At 63.1% G+C, this 19,592-nt stretch carries 20 protein-coding genes; 2 read left to right on the top strand and 18 right to left on the bottom strand.

Annotation, left to right across the window (positions count from 1 at the left end; translation table 11 throughout):
- Positions 1-3: 3 nt before the first annotated feature.
- The 17 genes from icmH to tssA all read right to left on the bottom strand — a co-directional run bounded on the left by icmH (position 4) and on the right by tssA (position 17,412).
- The gene (gene icmH, locus IB229_RS09835) at positions 4-864 is read right to left on the bottom strand and encodes a type IVB secretion system protein IcmH/DotU (RefSeq protein WP_192327635.1); all 861 of its coding nucleotides are present in this window, start codon (positions 862-864) and stop codon (positions 4-6) included.
- 2 nt (positions 865-866) lie between these two features.
- Complete coding sequence (gene tssK, locus IB229_RS09830) at positions 867-2,198, bottom strand: type VI secretion system baseplate subunit TssK (RefSeq protein WP_192327633.1); 1,332 nt, start codon at positions 2,196-2,198, stop codon at positions 867-869.
- Positions 2,199-2,201: 3 nt separating this feature from the next.
- Complete coding sequence (gene tssJ / locus IB229_RS09825) at positions 2,202-2,672, bottom strand: type VI secretion system lipoprotein TssJ (protein WP_192327630.1); 471 nt, start codon at positions 2,670-2,672, stop codon at positions 2,202-2,204.
- A gap of 5 nt (positions 2,673-2,677) precedes the next feature.
- Positions 2,678-3,901 (bottom strand): type VI secretion system-associated FHA domain protein TagH, encoded by a 1,224-nt coding sequence (gene tagH / locus IB229_RS09820; RefSeq protein ID WP_192327627.1) that lies wholly within the window; start codon positions 3,899-3,901, stop codon positions 2,678-2,680.
- A 19-nt stretch (positions 3,902-3,920) separates the two neighbouring features.
- The gene (locus IB229_RS09815; RefSeq protein ID WP_192327624.1) at positions 3,921-4,055 is read right to left on the bottom strand and encodes a type VI secretion protein; all 135 of its coding nucleotides are present in this window, start codon (positions 4,053-4,055) and stop codon (positions 3,921-3,923) included.
- Between the two features lie 49 nt (positions 4,056-4,104).
- Complete coding sequence (locus IB229_RS09810; protein ID WP_192329369.1) at positions 4,105-5,610, bottom strand: sigma-54 interaction domain-containing protein; 1,506 nt, start codon at positions 5,608-5,610, stop codon at positions 4,105-4,107.
- 22 nt (positions 5,611-5,632) lie between these two features.
- Positions 5,633-8,242 (bottom strand): type VI secretion system ATPase TssH, encoded by a 2,610-nt coding sequence (tssH, locus tag IB229_RS09805; protein WP_192327620.1) that lies wholly within the window; start codon positions 8,240-8,242, stop codon positions 5,633-5,635.
- A gap of 12 nt (positions 8,243-8,254) precedes the next feature.
- A complete protein-coding gene (gene tssG, locus IB229_RS09800) occupies positions 8,255-9,262 on the bottom strand; it encodes a type VI secretion system baseplate subunit TssG (protein WP_192327618.1) in 1,008 nt (335 codons plus the stop codon).
- On the bottom strand, positions 9,226-11,016 hold the full coding sequence (tssF, locus tag IB229_RS09795; RefSeq protein WP_192327615.1) for a type VI secretion system baseplate subunit TssF: 1,791 nt from the start codon (positions 11,014-11,016) through the stop codon (positions 9,226-9,228). The genes tssG and tssF overlap by 37 nt, the downstream gene beginning before the upstream one ends.
- Positions 11,016-11,444 (bottom strand): carboxypeptidase-like regulatory domain-containing protein, encoded by a 429-nt coding sequence (locus IB229_RS09790; RefSeq protein WP_225578944.1) that lies wholly within the window; start codon positions 11,442-11,444, stop codon positions 11,016-11,018. Before IB229_RS09790 ends, tssF begins: the two co-directional genes overlap by 1 nt.
- Before the next feature lie 66 nt (positions 11,445-11,510).
- A complete protein-coding gene (locus IB229_RS09785) occupies positions 11,511-11,948 on the bottom strand; it encodes a hypothetical protein (RefSeq protein ID WP_225578943.1) in 438 nt (145 codons plus the stop codon).
- Between the two features lie 2 nt (positions 11,949-11,950).
- The gene (locus IB229_RS09780) at positions 11,951-12,856 is read right to left on the bottom strand and encodes a hypothetical protein (protein WP_225578942.1); all 906 of its coding nucleotides are present in this window, start codon (positions 12,854-12,856) and stop codon (positions 11,951-11,953) included.
- Positions 12,849-13,367, bottom strand: a complete 519-nt coding sequence (locus IB229_RS09775; RefSeq protein ID WP_192327609.1) for a PAAR domain-containing protein — start codon at positions 13,365-13,367, stop codon at positions 12,849-12,851. The genes IB229_RS09780 and IB229_RS09775 overlap by 8 nt, the downstream gene beginning before the upstream one ends.
- A gap of 24 nt (positions 13,368-13,391) precedes the next feature.
- Positions 13,392-13,799 carry a type VI secretion system baseplate subunit TssE gene (tssE, locus tag IB229_RS09770; RefSeq protein WP_192327606.1) on the bottom strand — a complete coding sequence of 136 codons (408 nt, stop codon included), beginning with the start codon at positions 13,797-13,799 and terminating at the stop codon, positions 13,392-13,394.
- A gap of 6 nt (positions 13,800-13,805) precedes the next feature.
- Positions 13,806-15,281, bottom strand: coding sequence for a type VI secretion system contractile sheath large subunit (gene tssC, locus IB229_RS09765; RefSeq protein ID WP_192327603.1), 1,476 nt, complete (start codon positions 15,279-15,281; stop codon positions 13,806-13,808).
- Between the two features lie 21 nt (positions 15,282-15,302).
- Positions 15,303-15,803: a type VI secretion system contractile sheath small subunit gene (tssB, locus tag IB229_RS09760; RefSeq protein WP_192327600.1), complete on the bottom strand. Its 501-nt coding sequence runs from the start codon at positions 15,801-15,803 to the stop codon at positions 15,303-15,305.
- Positions 15,804-15,846: 43 nt separating this feature from the next.
- Positions 15,847-17,412 carry a type VI secretion system protein TssA gene (tssA, locus tag IB229_RS09755; protein ID WP_192327597.1) on the bottom strand — a complete coding sequence of 522 codons (1,566 nt, stop codon included), beginning with the start codon at positions 17,410-17,412 and terminating at the stop codon, positions 15,847-15,849.
- A 561-nt stretch (positions 17,413-17,973) separates the two neighbouring features.
- Here tssA and IB229_RS09750 point away from each other — a divergent pair.
- Entirely contained in the window at positions 17,974-18,267 is a 294-nt protein-coding gene (locus tag IB229_RS09750; protein WP_192327594.1) for a hypothetical protein, read from the top strand.
- Positions 18,264-18,527: a hypothetical protein gene (locus tag IB229_RS09745; RefSeq protein ID WP_192327591.1), complete on the top strand. Its 264-nt coding sequence runs from the start codon at positions 18,264-18,266 to the stop codon at positions 18,525-18,527. Before IB229_RS09750 ends, IB229_RS09745 begins: the two co-directional genes overlap by 4 nt.
- 65 nt (positions 18,528-18,592) lie before the next feature.
- Here IB229_RS09745 and IB229_RS09740 read toward each other — a convergent pair whose 3' ends face one another.
- Positions 18,593-19,438 (bottom strand): Tim44 domain-containing protein, encoded by an 846-nt coding sequence (locus IB229_RS09740; RefSeq protein WP_192327588.1) that lies wholly within the window; start codon positions 19,436-19,438, stop codon positions 18,593-18,595.
- Positions 19,439-19,592: the final 154 nt, after the last annotated feature.

Raw genomic sequence — 19,592 nt, 5'->3', positions numbered from 1 at the left:
AACTCATCCCTGAACAGATGGAGCGGGGGCGGCTTCTACCGCCTGATAGGGTTGCAGCACCGTGCCGCGCTGCTCGTGCAGCACCCAGCTGAAGCTGGCATAGAGCAGGGCGAGGGCGGCGACCGTGGCCAGCGCCACCAGCCAGCCGGGGACGATGCGCACCAGCTTGCGCCGGCCCTGGGTGAGGCCCTGCCAATGCGGCGACAGCTCGCGCGGGATATCGCCGCGCAGCTGGCGGATCTGCCGGTACAGACTGTCGCGGATCGCGTCCAGTTCGAGCATGCCGCGTGGCAGCACGCGGTACTTGCCCTCGAAGCCAAGCGACAGGCAGAGGTACATCAGCTCGAGCATGACCAGGTGCTTGACCGGGTTGCGCGCCAGGTGCTCGAGCAGCTGGAAGAACTTCTCGCCGCCGAAGGTCTCGTTGTGAAAGGTCGACAGCAGGCTCATCTGCGACCAGGCGCTTTCGTTGCCCCAGGGCGTGGTCACCACCGCTTCGTCGACCACGGTGCACAGCACGTAGCGCGCGGCCATCACCTGGCCGCCCTCCACCCCTTCTTGCAGGGCGCGGTGCTCGAACAGCTTGATCGCCACGCCGAGGCGTTCGTTCAGCGCCTGGAAGTTCTCCGCGCTGGTGCTGGTCTTCAGCCGCACCACTTCGGACAGCAGCAGCGCCGCCGCGGCGACCAGCGGGTTGAAGCTGATGTTGAAGACTTCTGCCGGGCGCATGCGCGCGGCGTAGACCATGCGCTCCTCGAGCTGCTCGAAGCGCGGCGTGGCAAAGTCGGTGAGCGGGCCTCGCGGTGCGGTGCCTTCACCCTGGCGGTTGAGGACGACCGTCTTGTCCTGTGCATCCTTGATCATGTTCAGCTCCTGATCGCCCAGAATTTCAGCTCGAGCCCGGTGAAGTCACCGGACACGTGGAAGGCAAAACCGCCGGAGCTCTCCAACTGCGCCAGTTCCTCGGCGCTGAACTCCAGGGCGAAGTAGGTCTTGCCCGCGTGGAAGGGAATCTGCCGGGGCGCGACCGGCAGCGGTTTGGCCTTGATCCCCGGCAGGTGCAGGTTGACCAGTTGGCGGATACGCTCGACGGCAGCGATCTTCAGGTGCGCCGGCAGGCGCTTGCGCAGCTCCTCGGAATCGCACTGGGCGCTGGCGGCGAGGATGAACGTGGCGCTGCCGAGCAGCGCATGGTCCTGCAGTGGCGACACCTGGATGCCGTACTGGCGCTGCTGCAAGGGCAGCTCGATGGCGTGCTGTTCGAGCACCATCGACAACACCTGGCGCAGCGCCTCCATCAGCTTGCGGAAGCTGCCGGCCTGGTCGTTGTGCAGGTAACGGCTGTCCAGGCGTGGGCGCTTGTGGTCGCTGGCGAAGGTGGCCAGCTCGCCGAGCAGGCCGACCAGTTCGCGGTAGAGCAGCTCCGGGTGCATCTGCTCCAGGCTCAGGTAGTGGCGCAGCTGCGGCTCGTAGCGGTTGACCAGCTGCAGCATGAGGAAGTCGCCGACCTCGGTGTTGCCCAGCTTGCCGGCGGCACGCACGCGTTCGGCGAGGATGTCGCCGCGGTGGCCGAGCAGGCTGATCACTTCCTTGAGGCACGACAGCAGGTAGCCGCTGGCCTGGGTGTGCAGGAAGGTCGGGCTGTGGTCCGGGTCGAGGGCGATGACGCCGTCCGGGCTGGTGTCGAGAATCTCCGCGACCTTGAGCGTGACGAAGGCCTGCTCGCTGCGCTGTTCGCCGAGTAGCAGGCGGAACTCCGGCCGCCCGCAGCTGACCTGGCTGACGGTGATGTCGCCGGCATTGGAGTCGGCCACGTCCAGCTCGCAGGCACGGTAGCGGGCGAGCACGTCCTGCTGTTCGCCGCGGCGGCTTTCGATGTGGTTGCCGGTGACCAGCGGCAGGGCCAGGTACACCGGCATGGTGGAGGTGTTCGCTGGCACGTCGAGGGCCAGCGGTTCGCGGCTGGCGTCGATCTCGAACAGGCTGCCGTCGGGCAGTACGCCACTGGCCTGGCTGATCACCAGCTTGCCCATGCCGAGGAACTGGTAATCGATTTCCAGGCTGAAGAAGCCCCAGGGGTAGCAGTCCTGCAGGCGCGTGCGCGACTTGAGCTGGTGCTCGTAGTAGCGATCGTTCTGCTGGAAATGCTGGGGGCGCAGGAGCATCCCTTCCTGCCAGACAACCTTGAGCATATCCATGGCTCAGTCCCCCGCGCCGTCGCGATTCAGCGCCTGCAGGCCGCGCTCGTCTAGGCGCAGGGCGGCCTGATTGATCTGGCCTTCCTGGAGCGAGACGACGTAGCGCCAGGTCGCTTCCGGCAGGTCGCGGTAGGCAGCGATCACGCCGACGTAGCGGCTGCCCGACTGTACCGAGAGCTTGAGGTCGCGCTGTTCGCCGGGGCGGACCTCCAGTTCCTCGAAACTGATCAGGTCGGGCATCAGCGATTCCTTCGGCCGCTGGTACAGGGAGAAGAAGTCGCTGTTGTTGAACGACGAGGGATTCTTCAGCTCCAGCAGGCGCACCACGATGGGCGAAGGCCGGCCGTGCAGGTCGGGGTTGAGGGTCTCGCTGGCCTGCAGGCGCAGGTCGAGCTTGGTCATGTCGGAGTAGGGCGACAGGCTGGCGCAGCCGCTCAGGGCAACGAGCAGGGCGAGGGTGAGAAGACGGCGCATGGCATTCATCCTTGAAAGTCCGTATTGAGCGTGGCGATCAGGCGCACCTGCTCTTCGTAGGTCCTGGCGAAGTCGCGGGCGAACAGGCGCTCGCTCCAGTCGTTGTCCTTCTCCAGGGCACGGAAGTGGCGGCGGTAGGCGCGCCAGCGGCTGGCGGAGGTGGCGAGCAGTGGCTTGCGGTGCTGCTCGAACTGCAGGGTCAGCTGCTCGGGCGCGAACTGCTGGAGCAGGCCCTGCACGGCGGCGCGGCTGGCAGCGAACAGGGCCACCTGGTGCGCCTGCAGGTCGCGGTAGGCGCGGCCCATGGCCTGTTCGGCGCTGAGCTGGCCGGGCTTGCCGCTGCGCAGCAGGGTGGTCAGCGCTTCGCTGGCATCGGCGCTGTGCTTGAGCGGGTTGTTGCCGGCGCTCTGCACGGTGGTCAGGGCCAGGCGCAGCTCGTTCTTCAATTCTCCACGGGTGCGCAGGCTCTGCTGCAGGCCGCCGACGCTCTGGCGCAGCAGGCGGGCAGCCTGCAGTGCCAGCGCCTGACGCGCCGCTTCGTCGAGGTCGTCGAGGCGTACCCCCAGGGCGTCGGCGAAGCGCGGCCAGAAGGCATCGTCCAACGGCGCCGCTGGTGCCGATGAGGCACTGGGCCGGGGTGGCGCCGGACGTGTGTCCAGCGGTGCCGGCTCGGCCTGCGCCACCAGCTCCGGTAGCAGCAGGCTTTCCATGTCGATGCGCGCGTACTCGCTGCGCGTCGCTTGCTCCTCCGGCGCCTGCACCAGGCCGGCGAACTCGTCCAGGGTGCTGTAGCCGCGCGGGCGCTGTTCCAGTGCGGCGATCGGGTCGAGGGCGAGAAAGGCGTCGTCGGGAATGATGCTACCGGCCTGCTGGCGTTGGCCGATCTGTTCCTCGAACTGCGCCGGGTCTTGCAGCACGCGGGCGCGGATCTCCAGCTCGCCGAGGCAGTACACGCAGCCATGCTCGACGCGTTGCGGCTCGCCTTTGGGCAGGCGCGCGCCGTTGTCCCTGAGCTGGATGCCGTTGCTGCTGGTATCGGTGAGATAAAAATGCCCGTCGCTGTAGCTGACCTGGGCATGACGGTTGGAGAGGATGCGTTTGCTGTCGGGGATCGCCCAGTCGCAGTCCTCACCACGGCCGATCACGCCACCGGCCTTCTTGAAGGTCTTGCTGGTCAGCAGGCCCGGGGCGAATTGCTGGGTGCTGACGACATCGAATACCAGTTCCATTGGTGTGTGCTCCTTGCCATCACTTGCCGCGTTGTTCGGCCTGCGGGTCGCCCAGAGGGCGGTAGTCATCATCGCTGGATGTGTAGTTACCGGCGCAACCGCCGAGGCATGCGAGCAGTACCAGCAGGGCGGCACTGCAGAAACGCTGGGACATCGTGGGTTCTCCAGGTGTGGTGGGATAAACGGTGGTAATCGGCGGCGCTTCAGACATCGGCCGGGCTGATACTCAGCCGGTCCATGCGGTACAGCAGGGTGCGTCGCGGCAGGCCCAGTTCGCGGGCGGCCTGGCTCTGATTGCCACGGTTCTTGCGCAGGCAGTCGAGCAGCAGATTGCGCTCGACCTGTTCCATGCGTTCGCGCAGGTTCATGCAGCCATCGTCGGGCCTGCTGTCGCGGCGCAGGGCGAAGTGCTCGGGCAGCAGTTCGCCGCCTTCGCAGAGCAGCACGGCGCGCTCGACCAGTCCCTTGAGTTCGCGCACGTTGCCGGGGAAGGCGTAGGCGGCGAGATGGGTGAGGGTGGTGTCGGCCCAGCGGCAGGTATCACGCTGCAGAAAAGTGCTGGCCGTGTCGGCGAAATGCCGCGCCAGTTGCAGGATGTCTTCGGCGCGGTCGCGCAGTGGTGGCAGTTCGATGGGAAAGTGCGAGAGGCGATAGAACAGGTCTTCGCGAAACCGCCCCTGCTCGACCAGGCTGCGCAGGTCGCGGTGGGTGGCTGCGACGATGCGTACATCGACGCGGTGGGTCGCGGTGCTGCCCAGCGGGCGTACTTCACCTTCCTGCAGCACGCGCAGCAGTTTGGCCTGTAGCGCCAGCGGCATGTCGCCGATCTCGTCGAGGAACAGGGTGCCGCCATCAGCAGCATCGAACAGGCCCTTGCGGTCGCGCTCGGCGCCGGTGAAGGCGCCCTTGCGGTAGCCGAACAGCTCGCTCTCCAGCAGGCTTTCCGGCAGTGAGGCGCAGTTCTGCACGATGAACGCCTGGCTGCGGCGGAAGCCGCAATCGTGGATGGCACGTGCGACCAGTTCCTTGCCGGTACCGGTTTCTCCGGTGAGCAGCACACTGACCGGGTTGTGCAGCACTTTGCCGAGCAACTGATACACCGCGCGCATCGCCGGGCTGCTGCCGATCAGACCATAGTCGCTGGGTAGCGCCGGGCTGACCGCTTCCGGCGCGGCCGCCTTGGGTGCGCGCAGGCGTTGCAGCAGCTGGTGCTGGGCCAGGGCGAAGGCGCCCAGGCTGGCCAGCGAGGCGGCGAAGCCGTCGAGGTCGCGGGTGCTGCTGCTGGCCACCAGCAGCAGACCGGCGACGCGTGCCTGTTCATCCTGCAGCGGCAGGCACAGCAGGCTGCGCCAGGGCTTTTCCGCCGCCGGCAGGAAGCTGGTCTCGTGCAGGCTGGGGTCGAGGCTGGCCAGGCTCAGGTGGCGGTTCTGGCACAGGCAGTACTGCAGCAGCTGCTCGCCGTCATAGTCGCTGGACAGGCTGGTCTCGTGCTCGGCGAGCTGGCCGTCCAGCCATTCGGCGGTCAGCGTCAGGCGCGTGTGGGTACTGTCCAGCAGGTACAGCTGGGCCAGGCGGCAGCCGCTGAGCTGCGCCGCCGCCTCGGCCAGGGCTACCGGCAGGCGCTCGGCACCGGCCAGGCGAGACAGGCGGGTGAACTGCTGCAGCAACTGTTCGGCATAGGCCAGCGGCTGGGCGATCTGGCCCAGCAGCGGCGCAGCTCCGATGATTTTCTCAATCGAACTCACAGGCCAGCGCTCCTTCACCGTCCAGGGTGGCATGTACGTGGGAGATGGCGGCGCCGCTGGCCATGGCATCCAGCAGACGGTCGGCGATGCGCGGCAGCACGCTCTGCTCCAGCAGCTGGTCGATCAGCCGCGCGCCGCTCTCGCCGCTGGCGCAACGCGCGGCCAGGTGCTCGAGCAGGGCCGGGCTGTGGCTGAAGCTCAGCTTGCGCCGGGCTAGACGCTGGCCGAGGCGCTGCAGCTTGAGCTGAATCAGCTCGCGTAGCACGGCGCCGGCCACCGGGTAGTAAGGCACCACGCGCATGCGTGCCAGCAGGGCCGGCTTGAAGTGGCGACTGAGGGTCGGGCGGATCGCCTCTTCCAGCTGTTCCACCGGCGGTCGCTGCTCGCCAGCGCAGAGCGCTTCGATGCTGTCGCTGGCCAGGTTGGAGGTGAGCAGGATCAGGCAGTTGCGAAAGTTGATCTCGCGGCCTTCGCCGTCGTTGGCCACGCCCTTGTCGAAGATTTGGTAGAAGACGTTCATTACGTCTGGATCGGCCTTCTCCACCTCGTCTAGGAGAATCACCGAGTAGGGCTTCTGCCTTACGGCCTCGGTGAGCATGCCGCCCTCGCCGTAGCCGACGTAGCCGGGCGGCGCGCCGATCAGCCGGGAGACGGTGTGCTTCTCCTGGAACTCGGACATGTTGATGGTGGTGAGGAAGCGCTCGCCGCCGTACAGCAGGTCGGCCAGGGCCAGGGCGGTCTCGGTCTTGCCCACGCCGCTGGGGCCGACCAGGAGGAGCACGCCGGCCGGCGCGTCGTCCTTGTTCAACCCGGAGGCGGCGGCGCGCATGGCGCGATCCAGCACCTGCACCGCCTGCTCCTGGCCACGCATGCGGGCGCGCAGGTCGCTTGCGAAGCTGGCCACCTTGGCGTTGTGTTCGCGGGCCAGCTGGCTCAGCGGCACGCCGGTCCAGTGGCTGATCACTTCGGCCACCAGGCGCGGGCAGACCTCATGGCTGACCAGGCGCTCACCGGCCTGGGCTGTGGCCAGCGCGGCCTGGATCGCGCGCAGCTCGGCTTCGAGCTCTTCCAGGTCCGGCTGCGGCTCATCGGCATCATCATGGTCATCGTTCGCTTGCTGCAGTCGCGCGGCTGCACACTGCTGGCGCAGGTCCAGCAGGCGGGTGGCCAGTTGCTGCTGGGCGAGCCAGTGTTGTTCCCGTTGCCGCAGGTGGGCGGCGGCTTGATCGAGACGAGCCTGCAGTGTCTCCAGTAGTGCCTCGTCGCCGGCCAGCCCTGCCTGCTGGTCGCGCTGCAACGCCTGGTGCTGGCGCTGGCCTTCGGCGATCTCGCCGCGCAGGCGCTCGATGGCTTCCGGGGCGGCGGCCAGGCTGATGCGCACGCGGGCGCAGGCGGTATCAAGTACGTCCACGGCCTTGTCTGGCAACTGGCGTCCGGCCAGGTAGCGGGCCGACAGTTCGGCAGCGGCGACCACCGCGTCGTCACGCAGATAGATGCCGTGGCTCTTCTCGTACACCGGCGCCAGACCACGGAGGATGGTCACCGCCTCGCTCACCGTGGGCTCGTGCAATTGCACCGGCTGGAAGCGCCGGGCCAGGGCCGGGTCCTTCTCGAAGTACCGCTTGTATTCGCTCCAGGTAGTCGCGGCGATGGTGCGCAGCTCGCCACGGGCCAAGGCTGGCTTGAGCAGGTTGGCGGCGTCCGATCCACCGGCCTGGCCGCCGGCGCCGATCAGGGTGTGGGCTTCGTCGATGAACAGGATGATCGGTTTGGGCGAAGCATTGACCTCATCGATCACCCCCTGCAGACGCCGTTCGAATTCGCCTTTGACGCTGGCGCCGGCCTGCAGCAGGCCCATGTCCAGGCACAGCAGCTCGACGCCCTTGAGCGTATCCGGCACCTCCCCGCTAGCGATGCGCAGGGCCAGGCCCTCGACGATGGCGGTTTTGCCGACGCCGGCTTCACCGACCACGATCGGGTTGTTCTTCCGCCGCCGGGCGAGGATGTCGATCATCTGGCGGATCGCACCATCGCGGCACAGCACCGGGTCCAGCCGGCCGTCACGGGCCTGCTGGGTGAAGTTGTGGGTGAAGCGCGCCAGGGCGCTTTCACCGTTTGGCAGGCTGGCCGAGCGTGCGTTCTGCGGTTGTTGGCTGAGGGCGAAGTCGCGTAGGCGTTCGGCATCAATACCGGCCAGCAGCGTCTGGTACGGGCTGCCGGCGTAGCGCATGGGATTGCGCAGCAGGGCGAGGATCAGCGCCGCCTGCGCGACCTGGCTCTGGCCGAGTTCCAGGTTGGCCACCAGCAGGGCGTCCTGCAGCCACTGCACCAACTCGGCGGCGAACACCGGGTTGCACGAGGCGCTGTGCTCGCTGCGTGGCTGCAGGGTGCGCGCCAGCTCGCCGGCGTCCACCTGGGCATCCTGCAGGGCACGCAGCAGCAGGCCGTGCGGACGTTCGAGCAGGCCGAGCAGCAGATCCTCGACGAGGATCTTTTGCCCGCCACGCTGCAGGCAGCGCTCGGCAGCGCCTTCGAGATCGCGGCGGGTATCGGCGTCCAGTGCCTGCACCAGCTGCTGTAGATCGACATTGATCATTTCATCAGTCCTTTAATGAGTCATGCCGCCGATGGTGACCACGCCATCGGCTCGTTCGTGGCCGAGCCAGCTGGTCCAGCCCAGGTGGCAGGGGTTGTCCTGGCCAATACGCAGCTCGCGGATTTCCTCGTGACGCAGGGCCAGGCGGATGTCGTAGTCGAGCGGGTCGCGCAGGGTGAAGCGCACCAGCGCACAGAGCGGCTGGTAGCCACTGCCGATCGGCAGGAATTCGTGGAAGCGTTGCCAGCCGAGCTGGCGAATGTGGATACGAAACTTGCCGCCGCGGTCGCGTACCTGCTCGCCGAGCACCAGGCTTTCGCCCAGCTGGCTGTTGGCCAGGCCGAGGCGATTGCGTTGCTCGGGGATGATGCGCACCTGGCGTTCGACGCACTGCTCGAGGCGCAGATCGGCGTGCTTGAAGTAATAGCGCAGCACCGACTCGACCAAGGCCGCCGAGTGGGCGCGCAGGCTAAGCAGGCCGAGGTAGGGCAGCAGGCGCCGCCAGTTAAGGTCCTCGGCGGCGCGGATGCGTTCGCCGCCCAGGCCGATCAGGGCGAACAGGCGTGCGGAGAACAGGTCGCGCGCGCCCTGATCATAAAGCGTGTGGTAGCGGTACTTGCGCCAGATCGGCAGCAGCAGACGCTGCAGGCGATCGTTGAACAGGTCGAGGAAGTCACGGGTGGGATTGCCTTCCGGGCTGTCGCCCAGGGCCTGTTCGCTGTAGAACGCCGGCAGCGGCGAGCCGGCGCCGAACAGGCTGACCAGGTTGATACGCAGGCGTGCATGCAGCTCGCCGTGCTCGTCGAAGAACTCCAGGTGATCGACATCGCTACCGGGAAAGCCCAGGCTCGGGTTGGCCTGGAAATGCAGGCGCTCGTACAACGCCTCCTCATCCAGTTCGGGATGAGCGGCGCGCAAACGGTCCAGCACCCGCAGCGTCGCCTGGAACAGGCTGTACTCGCGGATGCCGTGGCTGAGCCGGTTCAGAGCAGGGGCTGTTGCCCCATGCGTGGCGTCCATTGGTACACCTCTCCCTGTGTACTCTGTACGCGCAGCTCGTGGTACGAGTTGAGGCTGGCGTAAAGGGCGAAAAATTCGTTGAGCACCGAGGCGAAGAGGAACAGGTCCCCTTCGCCCAGGTAGCTGTCTGGGTCCATGCTCAGTTCGGTGCGCACGCCGCGCACAGGCAGGCCGCGGTGCAGGCGGTCGACGTGCTGGTGGCGAATGTGCTTGAGGCCGCCGAGCATGCGTTGGCTGACCTTGAGTGCGTGCTGGTCGTAGTGGCGGGGCAGGTCGTAGGTTTCGAGGATCACCTTGAGCGCCTCGACGTCGGCCAGCGACAGGTAGTTCAGCGACATGTTGCTGATCAGCTTCCACAGGTAGTCGCGGTGCAGCGGCGGCGCGTAGCTCGGCGTTACTGCGCCGATGTTGCGGAAGGTAAGAAACTCCGGGGTGTCCTCGCTGGGCAGGCAGATATCGCCCGGCTTGAGCTGACGGGCCAGGCTCTGGTTGGTGCAGGTCAGCTCGATGGACAGGGTTTCCTGCGCCTCGGCGCCGCGCTGGCCGAAGCTGAGCCAGGTTTCCAGGCCATCGCCGAGCAGCGATGACTGCTGGCGCACGCTGTAGTGCGGCCGTGCCCGCGGCTGGTCGAAGCTCGGGTCGTGCTCGAACGATTCGAACGGCACATATTCCTCGTAGCCCATGCCGCCGGGCTTCCAGCCGGTCACCCGATCCACCGAGAACACCCCGCAGTGTTGCGGCTCGTATTCCGCCGGCAGCAGCAGGTACTGGTCCTGCTTGCCGTCGAGGCGGATCGGAATAGCGTCGTGGGCGAACAGGTTAACCACCGGCGTACAGTACAGGCGCACGTTGTCTAGGGTCGGTCGGATGCGCTGCAGGCCGGTTTTGCGGATGTCGAAGCGCAACTCCAGGCCGCGGGCGCGCTCCAGCACCTCCTGCGGTTGGCGTTGCAGGGCCTCTAGCCCCTTGAGGTCGACGAACAGAAATTTGTCCTGGAAGGCGAAGTATTCCTGCAGGTGGCGATAGCCGCGGAAGGTGTTGTGCGGGTAGGGAATGAGCGCCTGCTCTTCGTTGAAACCCACGGCTTGCACCTGGCTTGGCGCGAGTCCTAAAAGCGGCAGCGGCAGCTCCCGGGCATCGCTCAGGGGTGCGCCGTTTTCATCCAGCAGCACCAGCTGGATGCCGTCGAGGTGACGCAGCAGTCCGAGGTAAAGCAGCTGGGCGACATAACGCTCGCCGGCCAGGTGCAGGCGCAGCCTTTGCAGGCCGATTTCGCCTAGGTGGCCATCGGTGCTCATCGCCAGGCGCAGGCTGAGCAGGGCGCCATCGCCCTTCACCGAATAGTCCAGCGCATTGAGTGCCAGCGGCAGCACTTCGGTCGCATAGGCGGTGCGGAAACGGCAGGTCACGCCCTCGACTGCCCTGGCTTCCACCGGCGTGTGGCGCGGAACCTGCAGCGCCGGGCCGGGGCGTTTGAGCGGGTCGAACTGCAGCATGCTGAAGGCCGGTAGCGGGCGCATGTAGTTGGGCCACAGCAGGTGCATCAGCGAATGGGTCAGCTCCGGCAGTTCGTCGTCGAGTTTCTGCCGCAGGCGCCCGGTGAGGAAGGCAAAGCCCTCCAGCAGGCGCTCCACATCCGGGTCGCGCCCGGCCTGGCCGAGAAACGGCGCCAGCGCCGGGCTGCGCTCGGAGAAGCGCTTGCCCAAGTGGCGCAGGGCGGAGAGTTCGCTCTGGTAATGGTGGTTGAAGGACATTAGTTGGCCTGCTCTTTGGCCGATTCGATGCAGTGCCAGAGATCCTCTGCGGCTTCTTTTTCCGAGATGACAAGGTGTTCCGGCTGCAACGTCAGGTGCGGCAATTTGATTGGGGCCGACGAACACCAATAAGTGCTCGTCCACATGCAATGGCGTGTGTGATAACCGGGAGCGCTGATCGACAGGGTGGTCCAGTAGTGAGGCCCATCAGCCAGCAAGGCGAACAGGCGATAGTCGCTATGTTCGGCAAAGGCGAAGCGGCCTTGGGCATCGCTGGTGGTTTCGTAGCGCCAGGATTCGTCGCTGCCGATATCCAGCTCGACTTTGGCGCCCGATACTGCCTGACCTGTTTCGGCGGACAGCACGCGGCCTTCGATGGCCGAGTTACGGGTTACCGAGTGGGGGTAGGGAACACAGGCGCTCTGCATGATGACAGTGGTACCTATTAGCATAATTGCTCTGCGTTGGGCCGATAACATAGCTCTGTACATGGATTAATTTTCCATGCCGGCAGAATTAAAGAGAATTTTGTAAATGGCGATAGTTGTTATTGAAAAGAAATAGCCAACTACGAGTATGTAGGGTGAGAACGCGATCCATAACAAGGCCATGGCGATACCGGACATATCCCCCATAACAACGTGAGCCAATCCATAAATCATCCACGGCACACCATAAAATGGGATGAATATGATGGGTGCCCACCAAATTAGCTTTGTTATCTCTTCTTCTGATTTTTTGTTGATTACTCTGGTTGCCCAAGTTGCGAAAACTGGATAGGCGATAACTCCGAACGAAAGCCCATAAGTTAGAAGTATGTCCTCGAAACGTTGTGGGCCTCGAAAAATATTTTCCAATACCGGCAAGGATAAAAAGATAAGTGCAGGAAGCCAGATGGAAATTCGGAAGAATTTTTTTGCAGAGGTGCTCATTTTTATGTTACCGCTCTATCTGGCATGGGTTCTTGCCATGGCCACATCCATCGCTCGGCACTGGGGTCGAGAGTTAGGAAGAAATTATTCCATTTGGAAATTGGGTGAAATTCGAGTTTTTCTTTGTTCTGTTGTCTGCGTTTCAGCTCGTTTGCAATAAGGCCGTTGAAATTTCCGTTATCGTCGAGGCCAAGTCGTATGGCGGAGGCGACCATCGGATATTTTTTGTCTCCCCAAAGGGAGAACAAAGCTGCGCCTTTGCGTACATGTATGCCTAAGAAAATCGAAGTGCCTGCAGAATCGACAACGAATGCCTCGCAATTCGGAAAGCCGTCACCGCTTACATAGCTAACGATATCCATATGTTTGGATACGCGATCAATGGTTATGACGAACTTGTAGCTGACGTCCAGGCTGGGAACGAATGTCACGCCTAGGTTTTCTTTCAGTTCAGCAGATGGGAAAAGTGCATGGTTCTCACCTGCATACCCTCCGTCGATATACAGTGTCGTAACTGGCCCGTCTTCCTTTCTTAAAACTGGCCAAGCACCGCCTTTGGGCTTTAGAACTCCATCGTAGCGAGTGTGGTCGCCAGCAATCTTTCCGGAATCATTCGATTCGGTTTCTGCATCGAGTGTTTTGCCGGAGAGCGCATCTACCTTGAAACGATGCCAAATTCGGGAAGTAACTTCTGCCCCAGCTCCTCCAGAGACACCACTTGCTCCCAGAGAAAAACCACGGGCATCACCTTCAAAATTTAATCCGCTCCAGCCAAAAGTCTTGCCGGGATGGAAAGAGCGGATATTGATCTCGTAGCGTGCAAGCTTCGCTAGCTTCAGGGGGACAACCTGGCCTATACGCTGGTTGGAGGGCGTGGAGCCGGAGCGCTTGAGGATGTTGTCAGGCATGGCAGACACCATCTGGCGACAGCAGCGAGAGGGTCAGCTCTTCCGATTGTTTGCCGGTGCTGATGACCTTGGTTCGTCCTTCGGCATCGGTGATGCCTTCATATAGTTCTCCGCCACGGGTTTCGATGCGGTAGCGATAGTTGGATACGGGACTGCCCTCTTCATCTCGAATGATGAAGAACTCATCGAAATAGCCGGGCAAACCCGAGGGGGGATCAAACGCCGCCGCGGAGTGAGAGGTTCCAATCAGCACAGTCCCCGACCCCGCCACCACCACATTGCCGTGGTTGCCCACGGTGCCGATGGTGGTTGCCGGTTTGCCGTTGATCAGCACGGTCGGGATCACGTTGCCGCTCAATGCGCCGCCACAGGCCGAGGCGTCTCCCTGGCGGGCTGCTGGCAGGCTGTCGAACAGCACATTGGGCGAACCAACGGCGATGGGGTTGGTACCGTGACCGGGGACCGGGCAGGCGGTGGGGTCGCCCTGGCGGGCGGCGGGTTTACCGGACATCCATGCTCTCCTTTGAACAGTCCCTTACCTGACCTTCACTTGCCCGCTGCCATCCAGCTGCGCGGCGAAACTGACCTGTCGCTTGATGCCGTCCACCTGCAGCAGCGCTTCGACAGCGAAGTTGAGGCTGAGCGGATCCTGCTCGCGGGGCAGGGAGATCACCCGTACCTGACGCAGGCGAGGTTCATAGCGCTCGATGAAGCGTTCGATCTCCAGACGGGCCTGTTGCAATGCGTCGTGCAACGACAGGCGCATGTCGTTGAGATCGGGCAAGCCGTAGTCAGGTAGCGTCTGCACGCTACCCGCACGAGTGCTCAGCATCTTTGCCAGGTGGACGGCGACCGAAGCCGTCACGGCCACCTCGTGGCCGTGACCGGCACGCAGACCGGCATCGCCCGCGAGGCGTTCGAACAGGCTGCCGTACCCGGACATCGCCCCTTATTCCTTGTCGAGCTTGCCAACCAGGGACAGGGTGAAGTCGGCCCCCATGTACTTGAAGTGTGGGCGCACGTTGAGGCTGACGCGGTACCAGCCCGGCTCACCGTCGACATCGCTGACGATCACTTGCGCTGCGCGTAGCGGACGGCGGCTACGCACTTCCGAGCTGGGGTTCTCCTGGTCGGCGACGAACTGGCGGATCCACTTGTTCAGCTCCAGCTCGAGGTCGGTGCGTTCTTTCCAGGCGCCGATCTGTTCGCGCTGCAGCACCTTCAGGTAGTGCGCCAGGCGGTTGACGATGAACAGGTAGGGCAGCTGGGTGCCGAGCTTGTAGTTCAGCTCGGCGGTCTTGCCTTCCTCGCTGATGCCGAAGAACTTTGGCTTCTGCGCCGAGTTGGCGGAGAAGAACGCGGCGTTATCGCTGCCCTTGCGCATGGTCAGGGCGATAAAGCCTTCTTCGGCCAGCTCGTACTCGCGGCGGTCGGAGACCAGCACTTCGGTAGGAATCTTGGTCTCGATTTCGCCCATGCTTTCGAAGTGGTGCAGCGGCAGGTCTTCCACCGCGCCACCGCTCTGCGGGCCGATGATGTTCGGGCACCAGCGGAACTTGGCGAAGCTGTCGGTCAGCCTGGAGGCGAAGGTATAGGCGGTGTTGCCCCACAGGTAATGCTCGTGACTGCTGGCAACATTCTCCTTGTAGACGAAGCTCTTCACCGGATTCTCTTCCGGGTCGTAGGGAGTGCGCAGGAGGAAGCGCGGCAGGGTCAGGCCGACGTAACGGGCGTCTTCACGTTCGCGGAAGCTTTGCCACTTGGCGAACTGCGGGCCCTCGAAGTGATCCTTGAGGTCCTTCAGGTTGGGCAGGCCGGTGAAACTTTCCAGCCCGAAGAATTTCGGACCGGCCGCCGCCACGAACGGTGCATGTGACATGCAGGCGACGCTGGCGACGTGCTGCAGGGTCTTGATGTCCGGTGCGCTAGGGTCGAAGAAGTAGTTGGCGACGATGGCGCCGACTGGCTGGCCGCCGAACTGGCCGTACTCGGCGGTGTAGATGTGCTTGTACAGGCCGGATTGGGTGATTTCCGGGCTGTCCTCGAAGTCGTCCAGCAGGTCCTGCTTGGAGGCGTTGAGGATCTCCAGCTTGGTGTTCTCGCGGAAGTTGGTGCGATCGACCAGCAGCTTGAGGCCGCGCCAGGACGACTCCAGGGCCTGGAAGTCGGCGTGGTGGAGGATTTCGTCCATCTGCCGGCTGAGCTTGGCGTCGATCTCCGCGATCATGCGGTCGACCATGGCCTTTTTCACCGGCTCGTTCTGGTTGTGTGGTTTCAGCAGTTCCTCGATGAAGGCCGACACGCCGCGCTTGGCGATGTCATAGGCGTCGTCATCCGGACTCAGGCGGGTTTCCGCGATGATGCGGTCGAGAATGCCGGCTTCGGCGATATTCCGGGAGCTTTCCGCTAGTGCACTGGTAGTCATGTTCGTCTTCCTTGTCGAGGGTCAGGCGTCTTGCTGGGCAGTCAGGCCCAGTTCGCTCAGCACGCGGTCACGGGACTCTTCGTCGGCGAGCACGTTTTCGATGGCTTTGCGGAAGGCCGGGGCGTTGCCCAGCGGACCTTTCAGAGCAACCAGGGCGTCGCGCAGCTCCATCAGCTTCTGCAGCTCGGGGACCTGCTCGACCACGGCCGCCGGGTTGAAATCCTTCATCGAGTGGATGTGCAGCTGCACGGGCAGCTCTTCCTGAGTTTGCTCGTCATGCAGGCGATTCGGTACGGCGAAGGTCAGGCTCAACGCCTGTTTGCCGAGCACTTCGTCGAAGCTGTTCTTGTCGATGCTGATCGGCTTGCGATCTTCGATCTTGCGTTCGTCTGCGCGCTGGGTGAAATCGCCCAGTACCATCAGTTTGAGCGGCAGTTCGATCTCTTCCTGAGCCCCGCCAGTGGCAGGCTTGAAGGTGACGTTGATGCGTTCTTTGGGTGCTACCGAGCCTTCCTTGGCCATCGTCATTTTCCTTTGTGTTTCGGTGTAGGTGGATAATACGCGCTTAATCCAGCACCACCTCGAGGTCGAGGTGGCACAGTCGGCGATGAATCTCTTCCTTGCGTTCTCGCACGATATGGCTCTGTGGCAGCAGCTCGTAGCAGGTATGCAGCAGGCGCAGTACCTCCAGCGCGAGGTCAGGCTCCCACTCGCTCAGTCCGCTGGCTTGCAGGTTCTGATCGAGTGATTCGAGCTGGGTCTTGGCCAGCTCGTGTTTCTTCGCAGCACTGCATAGGCGAGCCAGGGCGAGCTGCCAGAAAAATCGGGTACGGCCGCCCTGTGCCTGACCCATACCCTGCTTGAGCTGTTGCACGGCGGATTTCAGGCCATCCGTACGTAGGCGGGGGAGTGCGGCCTTCAGAGCAATTTCCCAGGCTGGCGTGCTGTCGCGCTGTGGATTCATCAAGGGTTGGGGCTCGGCGACAGGCGCCTGTAGATGCGGCATCACATGGGTGGCGAGCCACGTGCGGGTGTTAGCGTCGGCAAACGGGCTACCGTCATGGAAGCGCAGGTCTTCCAGGCCTGGCACGCGCTGCAGAAACAGCGCCAGTTGCATCTCCACTTCGCGCATTGCCGACTCCGCACCGAGCGCCTGCAGGCACTCCCAGGCCAGGCGTTGACCGTCGAGCCAAAATGGTGAACGGGCAATGCTTGGCTCCAACTCAACAAGGAGGTCGGCGTACAAGCCATTGGTGAGGCGTTCGCCGAAGCTGGCCAGTTTGTCCGCAGGCAGGCCACGCAGGGCAGTGATCTGTTCGGCATTGCGTTCCGGCAGGCTATCGATGGGCAGCCAGAGCAGGGTGCGTGACAACCGCAGGGCACGCAGATCGCTGGCCTTCTGTTTTAGCCACCAGGCACACAATGGCCGAGCGGTGTCCTGCAAGGTCCGCAGGGACTTGTGCGCATCGCGCTCATTGTCGAGTGGCGCTGCCGGATTGAACACCTGACTGGCTGCGTGCTTGGCCTGGGCTAAGGTTGCGCCCACCACACCGGACTCGGGGTGGGCGCGATCGGCTCGGTTGATCTGCTCGTCGATCCGCCGGCACAGCGGCAGCAACAGTGGCGCTGCTTCGCCGAGTCGCTCGGATAAACAGGTTTCCAACTTGCGTAAAAGTGCTGACAGACTGCGAAACAGCGACAGTTGGCTGGCAATAGGAATGTCTTCGCCTAGTGCTTTTTCCAGCCGCTGGGTCAGCCAGGCGAAAGCGGCAGCGCGTGTGCTGTTCTTGCTTGGGTAAAGCGTTACCCAGCCGTGCTCACACATCTCGAGTAGCAGGCCGAGACCAGCCTGCAGGCCAGGAAGGCCTTCGCGCTGATAAAGGCTCCAGGTCAGCCAGTTGGCGACCCGCAGATCCTTGGACTGTTCGCGCAAAAGTCCTTCGCTGAGATCACGAATTTTCTGCCAGTCGATCGCATCGGTTTGATGCATGGCCGCAGCTTTTTCGAGCTCACCTTCAATCACTTCAAATTCCGTTGAGTAACGGATATCCAACCCGGCGTAATTCCCTGCAGTAATCGGATATTTCGCCAGACTTAAATAGTGATCAGATAAAGCTGAGAGTGCTGTCATTCCATGACCTGCCAATAAGAAATAGAACTAAGTGTTCTTTTCTACAAGAGACTCTAGGCACTTCATCCTTGGCCCAGTGCGCAATAAATTGCGCATTTGTATGTGTGCAGCAACTTGCACACGATCTACGTATGGCGGGCATCCTAGTCGTGTGTTTATGCTCTTACAAGCTGGCGAGTTGTGAGGTGCGTAACATATAGAACAATTAATATAGCTGTCCAAATAGTCAGATTTTGCTAAATGAATTCCTATTCATAGCTTGGCTTGTATTGGGGGAAGCTATTTATAGAAGGCAAGTTGTTTTTAGGGCTTGGTTTCTAAGTTGTTGTATTTTGAGATTTATATTTCCACGTAAGCGAACTCTAAAAGTGACCGATAGGTCAGCAATGGGTGGCTTTGACTTAGTATTTTTTCCAAGAGAAGTGATGGCCAACCCATCGTCGCAAGATCGCGACGATTGCTGGCGGGGTGTTTGGTTTCGCCCGCCAGACCGCCTTTGCTAGAGTGGCGATCCATGGCCGGATCACGGCCGCTCAAGCACGCTCAGCAAGGACGCCGGAGATGAACACCGAGGAAAAGCAGCGTTTGCTCCAGTTGTTGTCGGGCATTGGCTCGTACAACGACAAAGGCATTTTCTGGACCAATGCCACGCCGGAAAAAATAGCCGAAATGCGCGCCGGTTTCCGCCGTTCGCTGGACGCGTTCATCGATGAGGTCGGCATCCAGCGCCTGCCTTCGCCACTGGTCAGCTACCTGCAATCGGAGTATGCGGTCGAAGATGGCAGCGGCCTGATGTACCAAACGGTCGAGGGCATGGCCTGTGAATCGATGGCAGCCAGTGGAAAGCAGCCATGACTCAAGTTGTATGCTTCAACTGTGGTGCGATCAAGTTTGGTGCGTTCGTCACGTGCCCCGAATGCGCGGAGCGCCCGCGCGAAGACCGCGAGCTGGTGTTGTCGCTGGCAATGACCGATCAGTATTTCGACATGCCGACCCTGCAACGCATGGCCGCTGATATCGCCGCGGGCGAGTCGTTGCACCTGCAGGCTGATCAAGAGCAACAGATGCTCGAGCAGATCGAGCGGCTGGGTGTGCGGCAACTGCTGGCCGAGTGACCGGACGTTTATCGCGGACAAGAAAAAGCCCGGGACCAGCCCGGGCTTTTTCATGTGCGTGCGGATCAGCCGTTCTGGCGGATACCGGCGACCAGCCAAGGCTGGTTGTCGCCTGCGGCACGTTCCATGCGCCAGCTTTCGCTGAACGGTTCGCCCTGGTCGAAGCGCGAGGTTTTCGCCACGCCGCGGAAGGTCAGGGTGGCGACGGTCTTGTCGGCCAGTTCGTCGATGCCATCCAGCTGTGCATCGAGGTCATCGATGTAGGTGGACTGGAAGCCATCACCCAGGCTGGCGCGCTCTTCCTTGAGGAAGCTGAGCATCTGCGGGGTGACGAACTCGGCAATCTTGTCCATCTCGGCCGCATCCCAGTGTTGCTGCAGCGCCTGGAAGTGCTCGCGACCGGCGGCGATGAAGCGCTGTTCGTCGAACCAGGCTGGGGCATTGATCACCGGGCGTGCAGCGGCGCCGCCACTGCTGCCGAAGATCGGCGCCTGCTGCGGCATCTGTCGGTGCATGCCACCCGCGCCGGCAGCGGCCGGATTGCCCTGGGCCTGACGGCGCGAGGCGATGAAGCGGAAGATGACGAAGGCGATCAGGCCGAGCAGAAGGATGTCGAGGAACTGGATGCCCTGGAAGCCATCGCCCATGAACATCGAGGCGAGCAGGCCGCCGGCGGCGATGCCGGCCAGCGGGCCGAGCCAGCGCGAAGCGCCGCTGGCAGCCGGGGCGGCGCGACCGGCGGTCGCGGCGGCGCCAGTGGCACCGGGTGCGCTCGGCGCATCGGCCTGACGGCTCTGGTGGGTCGGCGCGGAGCCGAAGGATTTGCCGCCGCCCATGCGCTTGGCACTGGCGTCGAGGCTGAGTGTCAGGCCGAGGCAGAGGGCCAGAGCGATGGTGAGAAAGCGTTGCATATCAGGTATCCCGATTTGTGGTTATACGCGCGTCATGCTGCCCAGTACTGGGCGTAAAGGCCAGCCGCAGAGTGTTTCGGGATTTATGACAACTGTATCTGTTCGCCATTCGTGCGATGCGGTACACCAGCGGCTAATGACTGCCGAGGTACGC

This window comes from Pseudomonas sp. PDM14 (assembly GCF_014851905.1).
In the GTDB taxonomy this organism is placed as follows: Bacteria; Pseudomonadota; Gammaproteobacteria; order Pseudomonadales; family Pseudomonadaceae; genus Aquipseudomonas.
This window is presented reverse-complemented; position numbering and strand designations above follow the sequence as displayed.